This window comes from Parabacteroides sp. KHUB-02 (assembly GCF_056640955.1).
The window spans coordinates 4778493-4794737 of record NZ_JBWQEV010000001.1 but is presented as its reverse complement, the minus strand read 5'-3'; the positions used below and the strand labels follow the sequence as shown (position 1 = coordinate 4794737).

The following is a 16245-nucleotide window of genomic DNA, read 5'->3' as shown; positions in this document are numbered from 1 at the left end:
GGAGGTGCCCAGAACAGGACTCGAACCTGCACGATCGCAAAACCACTCGCACCTGAAACGAGCGCGTCTACCAATTCCGCCACCTGGGCTTTTTTTAATCATTCTGAAGCGCAACCTATCGGTATTGCGCATACAAAGGTAATCGTTTTTTCCAATTAGCAAGCAAATGAAAATAAAAAAAGCGACCGTCCCTTCCGGAACGGCCGCCCATATCATTAATCACGGGAGTCGATTACATCATACCACCCATTCCGCCGCCCATACCCGGATTCATCGGAGGCATAGCAGGAGTCTCTTCTTTTTTCTCAGCGATCACGCACTCAGTAGTCAAGAACATACCTGCGATAGAAGCAGCGTTCTCCAATGCTACGCGAGTTACCTTAGCTGGGTCGATTACACCAGCCTCGCACAAATTCTCGAAACAGTCCTTACGAGCGTTGTAACCGAAGTCGCCCTTGCCTTCCTTCACTTTCTGAACGATAACGGCACCTTCCTTACCAGCGTTAGCTACGATCTGGCGAAGCGGCTCCTCGATAGCGCGCTTAACGATCTCGATACCTGTAGTCTCGTCCTCGTTGTCGCCCTTCATACCTTCCAATGCATCGATAGCACGGATATAGGCAACACCACCACCGGGCACCGTACCTTCTTCGATAGCGGCACGAGTTGCGTGTAATGCGTCATCCACACGGTCTTTCTTCTCTTTCATCTCAACCTCAGAAGGAGCACCTACGTAAAGAACAGCTACACCGCCGGCCATCTTAGCCAAACGCTCTTGCAATTTCTCTTTATCATAATCAGATGTCGTATTCTCCATCTGGATCTTGATCTGGCCGATACGAGCTTGGATAGCCTCCTTGTCACCAGCACCATTTACAATGGTAGTGGTATCTTTGTCTACCGTGATCTTCTCAGCGGTACCTAGCATATCCATTGTAGCACCTTCCAATTTCAAACCTTTCTCCTCAGAGATAACCGTACCGCCTGTCAATACAGCGATATCTTCCAACATAGCCTTACGACGGTCGCCGAAGCCCGGAGCCTTAACAGCGCAGATCTTCAAGGAACCACGCAGACGGTTCACTACCAATGTAGCCAAAGCCTCGCTGTCGATATCCTCAGCGATGATCAAAAGAGGACGTCCGCTCTGTACGGTCGGCTCAAGGATAGGAAGAAGGTCTTTTAATACGGAGATCTTCTTGTCATAAATCAAGATATACGGATTCTCCATCTGGCACTCCATCTTCTCTGTATCCGTTACGAAGTACGGAGAGATATAACCGCGGTCGAACTGCATACCCTCAACTACGTCAACTGTAGTTTCAGTACCTTTAGCTTCCTCAACCGTGATAACACCTTCAGTCTTCACACGTTGCATAGCCTCCGCGATCAACTTACCGATAGCCTCGTCACCATTTGCGGAGATCTTCGCTACATGCTCGATCTTCTCGAACTTATCACCTACAGCCTCAGCTTGGTTAGCGATGCTCTCTACAACCTTAGCGACAGCCTTGTCGATACCACGTTTCAAATCCATCGGGTTCGCTCCGGCAGTAACGTTCTTTAAACCGACACCAATGATAGACTGAGCCAAAACCGTAGCTGTAGTCGTACCGTCACCGGCGTTATCGTTTGTCTTGGAAGCCACTTCCTTAACCAATTGAGCACCCATGTTCTCGAACGGGCAAGTCAACTCTACTTCTTTAGCAACCGTTACACCATCTTTCGTGATGTGAGGAGCTCCGAATTTCTTCTCGATAATTACGTTACGACCTTTCGGGCCTAATGTTACCTTAACGGCATTAGCCAACTCATCCACACCTTTCTTCAAAAGGTCGCGGGCATCCATATCGTATTTAATCTCTTTTGCCATGATTGTATTTCTTTTTAATATTGTTGTTTATAAAAATGAATTAGATAATAGCTAAAACGTCTGCTTGGCGCATGATCAAGTATTTCTCACCGTCTAGTTCGATTTCCGTACCCGCATACTTACCATACAATACGTTATCACCAACCTTTACAACCATCTCCTCGTCTTTCGTTCCGTTACCTACGGCTACAATCTCACCCTTTAAAGGTTTTTCCTTTGCTGAGTCAGGAATAATAATTCCACCTAATGTTTTCTCTTCCGCAGCGGCCGGCTTAATCAGCACGCGGTCTGCTAATGGTCTAATGTTCATTTTCTTGGTATTTTAAATGTTAATAATATTACTTTTTTAGTTATGAACTTTATGTTCACGCCTAAGCCTATGCGAATAGTGTGCCAAACGAATTCACCCGGGTTCGACTGACAATATTTCGGACGAAATGGACAAATATCCGAAGAGATAACTGACAACTTGTCTTTTTGCATCTCTCAAAAGGAGAATCAATCGACCAGCAGCGTATTCATGGAATATGCTTTTACGATCGGAGTATAGACTCGATCGCCGATGCGAATGGAAAGAGAATGATCATCACTGGTCTCATTGGCGATAATCAAGGCGATACTGTTATCCGGGTTACGGAATGCCAGCAGATTCGTATAAGCTCCTTCCGTTTCTAATTTATACGCACCGGGCTGGACATAATGGCTGACATGTTTCATCACGTAGTATTCCGGAGTATATCGATAGCTCTTGGTTTGCGGATCTACGACAACCAATGAGTTTTGCGCCCATCCCCAACGACTGATCCCTCCATTTTCCAAAGATATATTCCAATACATATAGGCAGAAACGCCATTATCCAGAAAATGTCGCATCAACCCCCAAGAATACATGGCACCCTTCCAATCGTTCTTGCCATCTCCACATTCTTGCTCGGTTTGGTAAAGCTTCAACCCGGGATAACGTTTGTGGATTCCGACGATAGCTCCCTTACCCGCCCATTGGAAACCGACACCTTTTACATATTTACCACTAACAGGATCTGTCAATACCGTATCAACAAGCAACTCATTCGCACGTTCCATCGTGCCGAACATAATTTCCACTCCTTGAACCTGCATGGCCGGCCCGAGATAATTACCGATAAAATTAGCCAAAGAAGCCGATGTCCAACAACAACTCGGGAATATTTGCGCAGAGTTGAACTCGTTTTGGGGCATTACGGCAAAGATTGGAATTCCGTGTTTCTTATAGGCCTCGATAAATTTAGAGAAATAGAGGGCATAGGCTTTCAGGTAAAGAGAGTCTTGGATAAACATATCCGTACCTTCATGGCCGACCTTATCGGCCGACAAACCATTTCGATACTTCTCGTCATAATTCTCACCCGTATAGGCTGAGGCATAGTGTTTGTTATATTTCATCCAAGCGGGAGGGCACCACGGGGAAGCCCACAAGCGTAAATCTGGTTGATACTTTTGGGCGTTCTTGATAAAAGGGATCAAGGTTTGTTGGTCATTGGCGATGGTAAAATGTTCCATCGTGAAATCACCGTCTACCTCGTCATACGAATACCAATCACGGGAGAAATCATTTGCTCCTACAGGCATCCGGCAAATCGTGAAGTTGGCTCCGACTCCGGGGAAGAAAAGCTCTTCCATGATTTCCTCACGTACACTTGGCTCCAGCTTACTCAAGGAAAGCCAACCTAACTCATTAAAACAGGCTCCGAAACCATCAATTTGTTGTTGATGCTTTTCTGTTAGAATTGTTATATCAATATTAGGTATCGTATCCGCAAGGGCGGAGATCAGATCGGGTTGCTCAGCCCAAGGGGTATTCTCGGTTGTCGTTACCCACTCGGCACGGGGGGTGAAAGAGCAGGAAGAAAAGTATAAAGATATTGAGAGTATAAAAACAGGTATTTTCATGGTCGTTTCATTAATTTATAAGTTTAGAACCATTTAAACACGGACTACACGGATGACACGGAACACACGGATAAATACTAATACCGTGTGTTCCGTGTCATCCGTGTAGTCCGTGTTCCATAATCCACTATTTTCTAAAAGCGTTCTATCAGCTCCTCGATAGTCACAAGGGTTTGCTCACCCGTGAGCATATTCTTTAAGTTGATTTTATTCTCGGCCATCTCATTCTCTCCGACTATCGCGACGAACGGGATTTTCTTAGCGTCCGCATATCCCATTTGCTTTTTCATTTTAGTAGACTCAGGATATAGCTCCGTACGAATCCCCGCCTTGCGAACCTTAGCGATCAACGGCAATAAATGAATCTCCTCTTTCTGTCCGAAGTTCACGAATAGAAGCTGTGTAGTCTTCAAAGACCCTTCCGGATATAAATCCAATTGGTTCAATACATCAAAGATACGATCAGCGCCGAAAGAGAAACCGACACCAGATACGCCTTCCATGCCAAATACCCCTGTCAGGTTGTCATAGCGACCACCACCCGTGATACTACCGATCTGTACGTCCAAGGCTTTCACCTCGAAAATCGCACCTGTATAATAGTTTAAGCCACGAGCCAATGTCAGATCAAGCTCTAATTCCGCACGAATTGGCGTATAAGAGATACGCTCCAAGATAAAATCCAATTCGGCTACACCTTTCAAACCAGTCTCAGACGCAGATAATACCTCTTTCAAGGTAGCGATCTTTTCTTGATTTGAACCCTGCAGCATAATGATCGGCTGCAAACGCTCGATCGCCTCCTCGGGTAAACCCTTGGAACGAAGCTCTTCATTCACGTTGTCCAAGCCAATCTTATCCAGCTTGTCGATAGCTACCGTAATGTCTACGATCTTATCCGCCTCGCCTATGATTTCGGCAATACCGGAAAGGATCTTACGATTGTTCATCTTGATACACACACGAATGCCAAAGCGATGGAACACCTCGTCCATAATCTGGATCAGCTCCACCTCATTGATCAAGGAATCAGAACCCACAACGTCGCCATCACATTGGTAGAACTCCCGGTAACGTCCCTTTTGCGGACGATCGGCACGCCAAACCGGTTGGATCTGGTAACGTTTGAACGGAAAACTGATCTCATTACGATGTTGTACCACGTAACGGGCGAACGGAACGGTCAAATCATAACGCAAGCCTTTCTCACAAGCCTTAGCAGCAAATCTCAACGGGTTCTTTTCCATTAACTCCTCATCTGAGATGCCCGCGAAACAATCTCCGGAATTCAATATCTTGAAAAGGAGCTTATCCCCTTCCTCACCATATTTCCCCATCAATGTAGAAAGGTTTTCCATGGCAGGAGTCTCTATTTGCTGGAAGCCATACAAGTGAAATACTTCACGGATCGTGTTGAATATATAATTACGTTTCGCCATTTCCTCCGGCGAAAAATCCCGGGTACCTTTGGGTATGGAAGGTTTTTGCATGATCTTATGTTTTAAATGATTATTCTGTCCGCAAAGGTAATGTTTTTGCTCGAAATAAATAAGAAAATAACAATGCCCACTGTAAGGAGCTTACAATCGCAGTTATAAGCATCTTACAATGGGCATTCTAACATCTTTATAATGGGCATTCGAGGAAAGCCTCCTCCGAGACTTATCAATCCCTGCTTCTTCCCCCCAAGAATATCATTATATAATATAATAATGTAGCAAGCGAACCTAACGCTGCGACCACGTACGTATAAGCGGCGGAACGTAAAGCGTCCTCTGCCTTATCATGCGTATAAGCATTTGTTATACCGGCATTGCTCAACCACGCTAAAGCACGTTGGCTGGCATTGATCTCGACCGGAAGCGTGATAAAGCTAAATAGCGTAGTCGTAGCGAACAAGATTATACCGAATAACAATAACTGAGGAAACGTATGCAATAATAACATACCACCCAACAACACCCATGTCATGATATTAGAGGCGAAACTAACAACCGGAACCAAAGCCGAACGCATTCTCAACGGAGCGTAAGCGGTAGCATGCTGCACAGCGTGACCGCACTCATGGGCGGCAACCGCAGCGGCGGCGATACTATTGCTATAATAAACCGACTCACTCAAGTTCACCGTCTGGTTAGCGGGATTGTAATGGTCCGTCAGATGTCCGGGTGTAGAAATCACCTTTACATCATAGATACCATTGTCATGCAACATCTTCTCAGCGACATCTTTTCCTGTCATGCCATTCGGCATAGGGATTTTCGAATACTTCTCAAACTTGCCCTGAAGGCGGGATGACACCAGCCAACTCAATAGCGCAAATCCAATAAATATAATCCAATACATACTCATAAATTTCTATCTTATTTAGTTTTATAAAACAACGACAAAAAGTTTGCCAAAGACAAAAATGGCAGGAGACACCCCTTGAGGAATGTGGTCTTCTGCCATTTTGTACGATTTATAACGAGTTTATTCTTCTGTATATCTGACAATCGTCTGTTCACGATCCGGTCCTACGGAAACGATCTTCACAGGCACACCCAGTTCTTCCTCCAAGAAAGAAAGGTAAGCGTTGAACTCCTCCGGGAACTCGTCCTCGCTCTGCATCTTCGTCATGTCCGTCTTCCAACCCGGTAATTCCACGTATACAGGTTCGATCGTATCATCGATCTCATACGGGAACTCATTAGTCTCGACACCATTCATCTTATAAGCCACGCAAGCCTTGATCGTATCGAAGGTATCCAACACATCACTCTTCATCATGATCAATTGGCTTACACCGTTGATCATCACGGCATATTTCAAGGCTACCAAATCAATCCAGCCACAACGACGTTTACGTCCCGTAACCGCACCGAACTCATGGCCTAATTGACCGATCTTATCTCCCACCTCATCAAACAACTCGGTCGGGAACGGACCGCTACCTACACGTGTACAATAAGCCTTGAAGATTCCATATACCTCACCGATATTCCGGGGAGAAACACCCAGTCCCGTACAACATCCGGCACAGATCGTGTTAGAGGAAGTCACGAATGGATAAGAACCGAAGTCTATATCCAGCATCGTACCTTGAGCGCCTTCCGCCAAGACCGACTTACCTTCCTTCAAATAGTTATTGATGACATGCTCGCTATCAATCAATTTGAATTGTTTGAGGTAGTTCAAGGCCTCCATCCATTGAGCCTCCATCTCGGTTATATCATATTCATAGTTCAATGAACGCAAGATCGCTTCATGTTTTGCTTTAGCGGCCGCATATTTCTCTTCGAAGTTATGCAATAAATCGCCCACACGAACACCGTTACGGCTAATCTTATCCGTATAAGTCGGGCCGATACCCTTTCCTGTCGTACCGATCTTTCCGGAACCTTTTGCGGCCTCATAAGCGGCATCCAAGATCCGGTGAGTAGGTAAAATTAGGTGAGCTTTCTTAGAGATATAAAGCTGCTTGGTGATATCGTGACCACTCGCTGCCAATGATTCCGCTTCCTGCTTGAACAATAACGGGTCCAGAACGACACCGTTACCGATTACGTTTATTTTTCCACCTTGGAAAATACCGGAAGGAATCGAACGTAACACATACTTTTCCCCGTTAAACTCCAATGTATGTCCGGCATTAGGGCCTCCTTGAAAACGAGTTACCACATCGTAATTCGGAGTCAGCACATCGACAACCTTGCCTTTGCCCTCGTCGCCCCATTGCAATCCTAACAAAACGTCTACTTTCATCTTTTCTATATTTATTATAGGCTATTAATATTCTTATTTAACTGACCTTTGCTGCTTAAACTTGCATTTACTGCACAGGCCATAAATGTACAAACAATAATACTCCGGCGTAAAACGAGAAACTTTCAAGTTTCTCATATCCGCTTTCAACGCACTGTTTCGCAGCTCCCGGATGGCCCCGCATCTCGTACAAACCAAATGCAAATGCGTATCGGCATAAATCCTCAACTCATATTGCACCGACTGGACGGTTATTTGATGACGCACCACCAAACCGGCATCAACCAGTACATCCAACGTATTATAGAGTGTAGCCTTACTGACATGGAAGTTGTCTTGCTCCAACCGATCCGAAAGCATACACACATCAAAATGACCGGGAAAAGCACATATCTCTTTGAATATAGCATATCTCTCCTCGGTTTTCCGCAGTTTCTTCTCCGTTAGATATTCGGTAAACAACGCACGTATTTCCGTATAAACTTTCGCTTCCATCTCCTAAAGACCGCACAAACGACAAAGTTAGCGCATTTATTTTAAACGCAAAGCCTTACCGATAATATTCAAACTCGAATTTTAATTCATTATAGATTTCTTGTAATTCCGGCGTGTTTCCCACAGCCTCCTGAAATTCCTTGAAACCGTCTAGGATCCTTTCCGCATTCCCCTCGGATTGACGCCCATAAAACTTCATGGCTTGAATAGACGCTTGTTTCTCTTTCAGCGTAGACTTAAAATCCTTAGTCTCCACTAAGCTGCTTAAGGTTTCTACCAAAAAAGATCCTAAAACCACAGAAGACAAGCTACCACCTCGCTTGAAATTCTCGGTCCAAGTAAGAAAGGCGACCGTGCGAGCGAACTCATTTTTCTTATCAGCAACCAGATCTAACGTGAAGTCCTCCATATAAGGCAGATGAACGAACAAGTTCCGGCAACAATGCTCCGCGATCTCCAAATAAGGAATCTCCTTGACCCAACGTTTCGCTTCCTCCAAAGGCAACTTCTCGGCGGGTTGGAGAAAGGTCGCCAATATCTTAAACTCACGAATATCTTCTTTCCATAGAGCCGCCGCCAGTTCTCCATTCGGTTTATGCTTGCGGGCGATTTCTTTTATTTCGGGGTACGGAACCCCGAAATTTAACTTATATACGATACCTTTCTCACGCATACTCGTAGAAATCACCCCGTTCATCGCCAAACGAAGTTGCTTGCGGATCTCCCTTATCTCGTCTTGTAAACTTTCCATCTATTAATTATTATAAGTCGGCAAGAAAGAATAATCACGGCCATAACGAAGCATCTGATCTGTATAACCTTCCGTGTAGTCCAAGACAATATCAGTAACCTCACCGTTAGAGTTCTTTACCTCTTTCATCACAGGATTGACAAAACCTTTATAAGGAGCCAAGTTTAACTTAGCATAGCGCTCCAAGACCTCCGCATGCAGCTCCGGATCTACTTTCACGCCGTATCCTTCAACAAGATTCTTTCCGGCCGCATAGTCACCCTCACTCTTGATACGTTGAATCTCAGCGAGCAATGTCCCAAACAACTCACGTAACCTCGGATAGTCATTCACAACCACATAGGTCTTTCCTTCCCGTTTTTTCAGTTCGATCACATTCGCTTTCTTCCCTTTCTCGTAAGCCCACTTAGCGATCAACTGGCGGTTACGCATATGCGCCTCTTCTACATTCTTGCCTAGCTCGATGCGAACCAACTGGGTCATCAAGCCATTCATTATATATTTATAGTATTCCGATTTATAAGCCTCGCCGTCCGGAAGCAATCCCAGTTCCACCAGCTTCGGATCTGCCAAATAATACAGGCCAAACAAATCCGCACGGGTTTCCTCCAGTGTAGAGCTATAGGCTTTCAGCGCATCCGGGTCCGTGTTTTCCAGCAATTTACCGGAACCATGTCCCAGACACTCATGTAAATCCGTATGTAGATTATCCGTTAAGAAACCGTACTGTTTCATACCGTTCCGCTCCACGTCACTCCATACAAACTCTTCGCTAAAGCCATTTCCCTGAGATGCCTTATCATAAGCCTCCGTGATATTCTCTATCGTAACAGACTTCGAGCCATGATCTCGACGAATCCAATCCGCATTTGGCAAATTGATACCGATCGGGGTAGCCGGATAGCAATCACCTCCCAACATAGATACCGTGATTACCTTAGCGCTGACTCCTTTCACCTTCTCTTTCTTGAAACGCTTATCTACCGGAGAATGATCCTCAAACCATTGCGCATTATCACTGATGATTTTCGTACGCTTAGTCGCCTCCTTATTCGTAAAATTTACGGTAGACTCCCAGCTTGCTTTCATTCCTAACGGATCCCCATAAGTCTCGATAAAGCCATTCACGAAATCCACTTCCGAAGCTGTATCCTCTACCCAAAGGATCGAATAAGCATCGAACGTCTTCAAATCGCCCGTTTGATAATATTCGATCAATTTCCCAATGATCGCTTTCTGCGTATCATTCTCGGCGAAAGGCAAGGCTTGTCGCAATTGATCTACGATTTTTTCTATCGCGGCGGAATAAAGCCCTCCTACTTTCCAAACCTTTTCAACGACCGTACCGTTCTCTTTTACCAAACGGCTATTCAACCCGTAAGAAATCGGGGAAATGGTATCCTTTCCCATTTTCATTTGCGCATAGAAGTCCTCTACCTCTTTTTGACTGATGCCTCCCCCGTAATAATTATTAGAAGAAGCTTTGATCAGATCACCGTCACCGCTTTGTACGCTACGCTTTGGCATAACGCCCGGATCAAAGATTACCGGAGCGATCTCGATCATGAACTGATCCACGTTTTGATTCTCACGAAGAGGTAACTTCTTAGCGTCGATTTGGTGAATACAATCCATCAAGAACTCAGGAGAAAACCCCGGGGCAAACTTGTCCAACGCATAATGATGATGGATACCACTGGAGAACCACACCCGTTTCAAATAGGTTTCCAAAGCCTTGAATTGAGGGTCCTCCCGATCTCCCTTATAATTCGTATAAATAGCCTCCAATGTCCTGCGGATCGCCAGATTATAGCGTCCATTCTGATCGAAGAATATATCACGTCCCATCAAGGCCGCTTCGGAAAGATGATATAATAGTTGCTTTTGTCGCAAGGACAGGGATTCGAAACCCGGAACTTTATAACGAAGAATCTCCAGATCAGCGAACTGATCCACTACATAATTGAACTCCTTATCGGAATTTTGAGATGCCGTATCCGACTGTTGGCCTGTACAAGCCGTCATAACCATAGCTGTCATAAGCGATAACATTATTTCTTTCATACTTACTACGATTTGCTTTTCCTATAATATATTACATCTAAAGTACATAGTTTGAAGGCCCGCATTCCAATAAGGGCCAACCGCAAAGATAGAGAATATACAGTCAATATCAAAGGTTTGAGATTTTTTCTCTACTTTTGTAAGTTCAAAAGCAAAGACAAAAAAGAGAATGGAAATAGCGGCATTAGTTTCAGGAGGAGTAGACAGCTCTGTCGTAGTGCATCAACTCAAAGAGGCAGGATACGATCCGACCATCTTCTATATCCGTATCGGTATGGAAGACAAGGATGGCTATATCGATTGCCCGGCGGAAGAGGATATCGAGATCACCTCATATATCGCCCGCAAGTATGGATGCCGGTTCGAGATCGTCTCCTTACACGACGAGTATTGGGATCGGGTGGTAAGCTATACGATCGAATCTGTCAAACGCGGTCTTACCCCTAACCCGGATATGATGTGTAATAAATATATCAAGTTCGGTTGTTTCGAGGAAAAATGGGGCAAGGATTTCGATAAGATCGCTACCGGTCATTATGCCACGACCACGGAGATAGACGGCAAGATATGGCTTTCTACCGCCAAGGACCCGGTAAAAGATCAGACTGATTTCTTAGGGCAAATCACCCGCCTACAGATACAGAAACTCATGTTTCCGATCGGGCATTTAATGAAAAGTGAGGTACGTGCCATCGCCGAGGCCCAGAAATTGCCGAGCGCCAAGCGTAAGGATAGCCAAGGCATTTGCTTCTTAGGCAAGATTAACTACAACGACTTTATAGAGCGTTATTTAGGGAAACGCCCGGGAAAAATCGTGGAACTAGAGACGGGTAAGGTCTTGGGTAAACACAATGGATATTGGTTCCATACGATCGGCCAACGTAAGGGATTGGGATTAAGTGGCGGCCCTTGGTTCGTTATCCAAAAAGACATTAAGCGAAATATCATTTATGTCTCCAACGGCTACGACCCGGAAACGCAATATGGTAAGGTGATCAATATGCAAGGCTTCGATTTCATCACGGAAGATCCATGGGGAGAATTTGAGGGTGAGAAAGAAATCACTTTCAAGATCCGTCATACCCCGGAATTTACGCATGGCTACATCCGTCGTATCGGAGATCTATATCGTGTAGAATCCGACGAAAAGATTCAAGGTATCGCTCCTGGCCAATACAGTGTAATCTACGACAAAGACCATCACTTATGTCTGGGCAGCGGCATGATTATTGATGAGACCAAGTAACACATATTCAGATTTATTCTAAATAAAAAACGGTCGCCTCCAAAAGGAAGCGACCGTTTTTATTTTTCTATCTTATTCTATTAAATAGCATATAAAGAGCTGATAGACTCACCACTACATACACGACGGATCGCCTCTGCAAACATGTCAGCGACAGATAACACCTTTACTTTCTCGCATTTCTTAGCGTAAGGAATAGAATCCGTAAAGATCATTTCCGTTAAAGCGGACTGATCTACACGAGTAGAAGCCGGATCAGACATCACAGCGTGGCTGGCGATAGCACGAACAGACTTCGCGCCATTCTCCAACATCAAGTTCGCGGCTTTCGTAATTGTTCCGGCCGTATCCACCATGTCATCAACCAAAAGGACATCCAAGCCCGTCACATCACCGATAATACGCATCTCGGCCACCTCATTGGCACGCAAACGAGATTTGTGGCAAATGACCATCGGCAAGCCTAAATACTTAGAATAGCTGCTGGCACGTTTCGTACCACCAACATCCGGAGTCGCGATACACAAGTTATCCAAAGGCAAAGACGTCTTGATATAATCCAAGAATACGGAAGAAGCATATAAGTGATCCACCGGCACATTAAAGAATCCTTGGATCTGATCCGCATGAAGGTCCATCGTAATCAAACGATTGATACCTGCCGTGCTCAACATATCAGCGATCAACTTAGCGCCAATAGAAACACGAGGCTTATCCTTTCTATCCTGACGAGCCCAACCGAAGTAAGGGACTACAGCGATGATTGAATGTGCGGAAGCACGTTTAGCCGCATCAATCATCAGAAGCAACTCCATCAGATTGTCTGAATTAGGGAATGTAGATTGTACTAAGAATACATCTCTACCGCGGATAGACTCTTCATAAGAAACAGAGAACTCACCATCGGCAAAGTGCTGGATATTCATCTGTCCCAGAGGACAACCTAAACTGTTGCAAATTTTCTCTGCAAGATACCGGGAGTTCGTTCCCGAAAACACCAAGAAAGGAGTTTGTGCACTCATTATTCCGAATATTTATCTTAAAGTGAATAGATTTGAATTGTGCCGCAAAAGTACAAAACTTATTTACAATAACCTCTTTATATTTGGAAAACTTTCTATATTTGCAACCGCAATGATGAAGTATTTACTCTATTTCTTCGTATTGGTAAGTGTATTTCTGACTTCGGGTTCTTCATCAACTCCCGAGAACCAACAGAAATACAAGGATATTTACACCATGTACTCTCCGAATGAAGACAAGACGGAATACAATATCCCCCAAACAGATATCGAACGATACGAAAAAAAGCTATACAACGGAAAACAAAGCTATAAGATGGAAGATGGCTATATCAAGGCTTCTTCACTATTCCGCAGCACCTCCACATCAAAAAACTCAAGGACAAACCTATCCTCATCCGCGGAAAGGATCGTACGGTTTATAAAAACTCAATATCCTAAAGAAAGACAAACATTCATTTCATTTTGTATAAATCCCCTTAAATTCTCCTATGGGTACTATATCTATACCCTAAGACGTATTCTCATTTAAACTCTCTTTCCCCCTTATTTCCATCAAAAAAGTAGAAGATAGCACTTTAATGTCTGCTTTCTCACTATTCTTATTTTCTAGATTTCTCAAAGGGAACAGAATAAACATCTATTTTGTTTTCTTATTAGGTCATATAGGATAGTTCTTATCAATTAATAATCAATCTAAAATGGAATTTTTATTAGACTTCATCTTACATATCGATCAGCATATGATCGAGATCGTACAAGAATATCATACTTGGGCCTACGCGATATTATTCCTAATCATTTTTTGTGAAACGGGATTGGTAGTCACCCCATTCTTGCCCGGGGATTCCCTCTTGTTCGTCGCCGGAGCGATAACAGCGTTACCCGGTATGCCTCTAGAGATAAATCTCTTAGCCTTGATATTATTCGCGGCGGCAGTATTGGGAGACTCCTGTAATTATATGATAGGTCATTTTTTCGGTCGTAAACTATTTAACAATCCCAACTCCAAGATATTCAAGAAAAGCCATTTGGACAAAACGCATGAGTTCTACAAAAAATATGGAGGCAAAACCATAATCATCGCCCGATTCGTACCGATTGTCCGTACTTTCGCTCCCTTTGTAGCCGGAATGGGTAAAATGCATCATTACTATTTCATGATCTACAACCTGATAGGCGGCGCTTTCTGGGTGCTGCTTTTCTGCTATACGGGATACTTTTTCGGAGATCTTCCTTTCGTACAGCAGAACCTCAAGATATTGATCATAGCAATTATATTCATATCCATACTTCCTGCCGTAATAGAGGTAGTACGGGCAAAACTAAAAGCACGGAAACAGAGATAACAAACTTTCATTCAACAACCAAGTATTTAAAAACGATTTAATATATACATGTATGAAAAATTCTTTTTTTAGTCGATTCACCCCCAAAGAACCCAAGTTCTTTCCACTCTTAAAGCAATTGTCTGAAATATTATCCGCCTCTTCCAGCATTCTGGTAGAAAGCTTACGACATGATTCTCCTACGGAAAGAGCTAATTATTATAAGCTAATCAAGGATAGGGAACGGGAGGGGGACAAACTGACCCATCTGATCTTTGATGAACTAGGAACGACATTTATAACCCCCTTCGATCGGGAAGACATTCACGACTTAGCCTCATCCATAGATGATGTTATTGATGGAATAAACAGTTCCGCCAAACGTATTACCATCTATAACCCACGCCCCATCTCTGATAGCGGAAAAGAATTGAGTTTACTCATTCAACAAGAGGCGCACTATATCAGCAAAGCGATGGATGAACTCGAGACTTTTCGCAAGAAACCGACTACGTTACGTGATTACTGTACCAAGCTACATGACATAGAAAACCAAGCGGACGACGTATATGAGCTTTTTATCACGAAGCTTTTCGAGGAAGAAAAAGATAGTATAGAGCTTATCAAAATCAAAGAAATCATGCATGAGTTGGAAAAGACAACGGATGCCGCCGAACATGTCGGTAAAATATTAAGGAACTTGATCGTAAAGTACGCATAAAACAGGGCTATATTATGGAATTATTAGTGATTATCATCATTCTGTCTCTGATATTCGATTATATCAATGGCTTTCATGATGCGGCAAATTCGATAGCGACCATTGTATCGACCAAGGTCCTTACCCCTTTTCAGGCTGTAATATGGGCAGCATTCTTTAATTTCGTCGCATTTTTCATCGCTAAGTATATAATCGGGGGATTCGGTATCGCCAATACCGTATCAAAAACCGTAGTAGAGCAGTATATCACATTACCGATTATCCTGTCCGGGGTAATCGCCGCTATCGCATGGAACCTGTTCACTTGGTGGAAAGGCATTCCTTCCTCTTCTTCCCACACCCTTATCGGAGGATTCGCCGGAGCGGCTATCATGGCACACGGCTTTGAAGCGATCCAATTGAACATTATCCTAAAAATAGCGGCTTTCATTTTCCTTGCTCCCTTCATAGGCATGATTGTCGCTTTCGGGTTTACCTTATTAGTGCTTCATATGTGCAAAAGAGTGCACCCTCATACGGCAGAGGTATGGTTCAAGAAACTCCAACTCGTATCTTCCGCCTTATTCAGTATCGGGCATGGATTGAATGATTCCCAAAAAGTGATGGGTATTATCGCCGCGGCCCTAATCGCAGCCCACTCCGAAGGATTGGGAATGGGGATAAATAGTATTTCCGATTTACCCGACTGGGTAGCGTTCTCTTGTTTCACCGCTATCTCACTTGGAACCATGTCCGGTGGCTGGAAAATAGTAAAGACAATGGGTACTAAAATCACGAAGGTAACCCCCTTGGAAGGGGTTATCGCTGAGACAGCCGGTGCCTTCACTTTGTACCTTACGGAGTTTCTGAAGATCCCAGTCAGTACCACGCATACAATTACAGGGGCTATTATCGGAGTTGGTGCGACCAAACGTCTTTCAGCCGTTCGTTGGGGAGTAACTCAAAGCTTGATGACCGCATGGGTTCTTACGATCCCGGTAAGTGGGCTTTTAGCAGCTGGCATTTATTATATGGCTTCCCTTCTTTTCATTTAAATCAAAGAAAAAAGTCATCTAGCTTCATCGGGCAAGTA

15 protein-coding genes and 1 tRNA gene are annotated in these 16245 nt (G+C 44.1%); 5 read left to right on the top strand and 11 right to left on the bottom strand.

The window, feature by feature from the left end; genetic code table 11:
• Positions 1–5: 5 nt before the first annotated feature.
• The 10 genes from ACYIA1_RS20200 to ACYIA1_RS20155 form a co-directional block, all read right to left on the bottom strand.
• Positions 6–89, bottom strand: a tRNA-Leu gene (locus tag ACYIA1_RS20200).
• 143 nt (positions 90–232) lie between these two features.
• A complete protein-coding gene (groL, locus tag ACYIA1_RS20195) occupies positions 233–1873 on the bottom strand; it encodes a chaperonin GroEL (RefSeq protein WP_005858786.1) in 1641 nt (546 codons plus the stop codon).
• 40 nt (positions 1874–1913) lie between these two features.
• Positions 1914–2183: a co-chaperone GroES gene (locus ACYIA1_RS20190; RefSeq protein ID WP_005858788.1), complete on the bottom strand. Its 270-nt coding sequence runs from the start codon at positions 2181–2183 to the stop codon at positions 1914–1916.
• A 188-nt stretch (positions 2184–2371) separates the two neighbouring features.
• Positions 2372–3802 carry a glycoside hydrolase family 30 protein gene (locus ACYIA1_RS20185; protein ID WP_480336298.1) on the bottom strand — a complete coding sequence of 477 codons (1431 nt, stop codon included), beginning with the start codon at positions 3800–3802 and terminating at the stop codon, positions 2372–2374.
• Between the two features lie 134 nt (positions 3803–3936).
• Positions 3937–5292, bottom strand: a complete 1356-nt coding sequence (hisS, locus tag ACYIA1_RS20180) for a histidine--tRNA ligase (RefSeq protein WP_128577381.1) — start codon at positions 5290–5292, stop codon at positions 3937–3939.
• A gap of 175 nt (positions 5293–5467) precedes the next feature.
• Positions 5468–6154: a zinc metallopeptidase gene (locus ACYIA1_RS20175; protein WP_005868492.1), complete on the bottom strand. Its 687-nt coding sequence runs from the start codon at positions 6152–6154 to the stop codon at positions 5468–5470.
• Between the two features lie 120 nt (positions 6155–6274).
• Positions 6275–7546 (bottom strand): adenylosuccinate synthase, encoded by a 1272-nt coding sequence (locus ACYIA1_RS20170; protein WP_005858796.1) that lies wholly within the window; start codon positions 7544–7546, stop codon positions 6275–6277.
• Between the two features lie 33 nt (positions 7547–7579).
• Positions 7580–8041: a Fur family transcriptional regulator gene (locus tag ACYIA1_RS20165; RefSeq protein ID WP_121961214.1), complete on the bottom strand. Its 462-nt coding sequence runs from the start codon at positions 8039–8041 to the stop codon at positions 7580–7582.
• A 55-nt stretch (positions 8042–8096) separates the two neighbouring features.
• The gene (locus ACYIA1_RS20160) at positions 8097–8792 is read right to left on the bottom strand and encodes a DNA alkylation repair protein (protein WP_480336297.1); all 696 of its coding nucleotides are present in this window, start codon (positions 8790–8792) and stop codon (positions 8097–8099) included.
• Positions 8793–8795: 3 nt separating this feature from the next.
• Complete coding sequence (locus tag ACYIA1_RS20155; protein ID WP_413641062.1) at positions 8796–10856, bottom strand: dipeptidyl-peptidase 3 family protein; 2061 nt, start codon at positions 10854–10856, stop codon at positions 8796–8798.
• Positions 10857–11025: 169 nt separating this feature from the next.
• Here ACYIA1_RS20155 and mnmA point away from each other — a divergent pair, with 169 nt between their 5' ends.
• Positions 11026–12102: a tRNA 2-thiouridine(34) synthase MnmA gene (gene mnmA / locus ACYIA1_RS20150; protein ID WP_005868490.1), complete on the top strand. Its 1077-nt coding sequence runs from the start codon at positions 11026–11028 to the stop codon at positions 12100–12102.
• A gap of 80 nt (positions 12103–12182) precedes the next feature.
• Here the strand turns inward: mnmA and ACYIA1_RS20145 are convergent, their stop codons facing one another.
• Complete coding sequence (locus ACYIA1_RS20145) at positions 12183–13124, bottom strand: ribose-phosphate pyrophosphokinase (protein WP_008772599.1); 942 nt, start codon at positions 13122–13124, stop codon at positions 12183–12185.
• Positions 13125–13236: 112 nt separating this feature from the next.
• Here ACYIA1_RS20145 and ACYIA1_RS20140 point away from each other — a divergent pair, with 112 nt between their 5' ends.
• The 4 genes from ACYIA1_RS20140 (at position 13237) to ACYIA1_RS20125 (ending at position 16207) form a co-directional block, all read left to right on the top strand.
• Positions 13237–13656, top strand: a complete 420-nt coding sequence (locus tag ACYIA1_RS20140; protein WP_048928166.1) for a hypothetical protein — start codon at positions 13237–13239, stop codon at positions 13654–13656.
• A 169-nt stretch (positions 13657–13825) separates the two neighbouring features.
• Positions 13826–14473 (top strand): DedA family protein, encoded by a 648-nt coding sequence (locus ACYIA1_RS20135; protein ID WP_048928165.1) that lies wholly within the window; start codon positions 13826–13828, stop codon positions 14471–14473.
• A gap of 52 nt (positions 14474–14525) precedes the next feature.
• Positions 14526–15173 carry a DUF47 domain-containing protein gene (locus ACYIA1_RS20130; protein ID WP_008772601.1) on the top strand — a complete coding sequence of 216 codons (648 nt, stop codon included), beginning with the start codon at positions 14526–14528 and terminating at the stop codon, positions 15171–15173.
• Between the two features lie 14 nt (positions 15174–15187).
• Complete coding sequence (locus ACYIA1_RS20125) at positions 15188–16207, top strand: inorganic phosphate transporter (protein ID WP_005868484.1); 1020 nt, start codon at positions 15188–15190, stop codon at positions 16205–16207.
• Positions 16208–16245 lie beyond the last annotated feature (38 nt).

Coding starts and splice junctions, on each gene's coding strand:
- groL (WP_005858786.1), bottom strand. CDS start 1,873: ATGGCAAAAGAGATTAAATACGATATGGATGCCCGCGACCTTTTGAAG.
- ACYIA1_RS20190 (WP_005858788.1), bottom strand. CDS start 2,183: ATGAACATTAGACCATTAGCAGACCGCGTGCTGATTAAGCCGGCCGCT.
- ACYIA1_RS20185 (WP_480336298.1), bottom strand. CDS start 3,802: ATGAAAATACCTGTTTTTATACTCTCAATATCTTTATACTTTTCTTCC.
- hisS (WP_128577381.1), bottom strand. CDS start 5,292: ATGCAAAAACCTTCCATACCCAAAGGTACCCGGGATTTTTCGCCGGAG.
- ACYIA1_RS20175 (WP_005868492.1), bottom strand. CDS start 6,154: ATGAGTATGTATTGGATTATATTTATTGGATTTGCGCTATTGAGTTGG.
- ACYIA1_RS20170 (WP_005858796.1), bottom strand. CDS start 7,546: ATGAAAGTAGACGTTTTGTTAGGATTGCAATGGGGCGACGAGGGCAAA.
- ACYIA1_RS20165 (WP_121961214.1), bottom strand. CDS start 8,041: ATGGAAGCGAAAGTTTATACGGAAATACGTGCGTTGTTTACCGAATAT.
- ACYIA1_RS20160 (WP_480336297.1), bottom strand. CDS start 8,792: ATGGAAAGTTTACAAGACGAGATAAGGGAGATCCGCAAGCAACTTCGT.
- ACYIA1_RS20155 (WP_413641062.1), bottom strand. CDS start 10,856: ATGAAAGAAATAATGTTATCGCTTATGACAGCTATGGTTATGACGGCT.
- mnmA (WP_005868490.1), top strand. CDS start 11,026: ATGGAAATAGCGGCATTAGTTTCAGGAGGAGTAGACAGCTCTGTCGTA.
- ACYIA1_RS20145 (WP_008772599.1), bottom strand. CDS start 13,124: ATGAGTGCACAAACTCCTTTCTTGGTGTTTTCGGGAACGAACTCCCGG.
- ACYIA1_RS20140 (WP_048928166.1), top strand. CDS start 13,237: ATGATGAAGTATTTACTCTATTTCTTCGTATTGGTAAGTGTATTTCTG.
- ACYIA1_RS20135 (WP_048928165.1), top strand. CDS start 13,826: ATGGAATTTTTATTAGACTTCATCTTACATATCGATCAGCATATGATC.
- ACYIA1_RS20130 (WP_008772601.1), top strand. CDS start 14,526: ATGAAAAATTCTTTTTTTAGTCGATTCACCCCCAAAGAACCCAAGTTC.
- ACYIA1_RS20125 (WP_005868484.1), top strand. CDS start 15,188: ATGGAATTATTAGTGATTATCATCATTCTGTCTCTGATATTCGATTAT.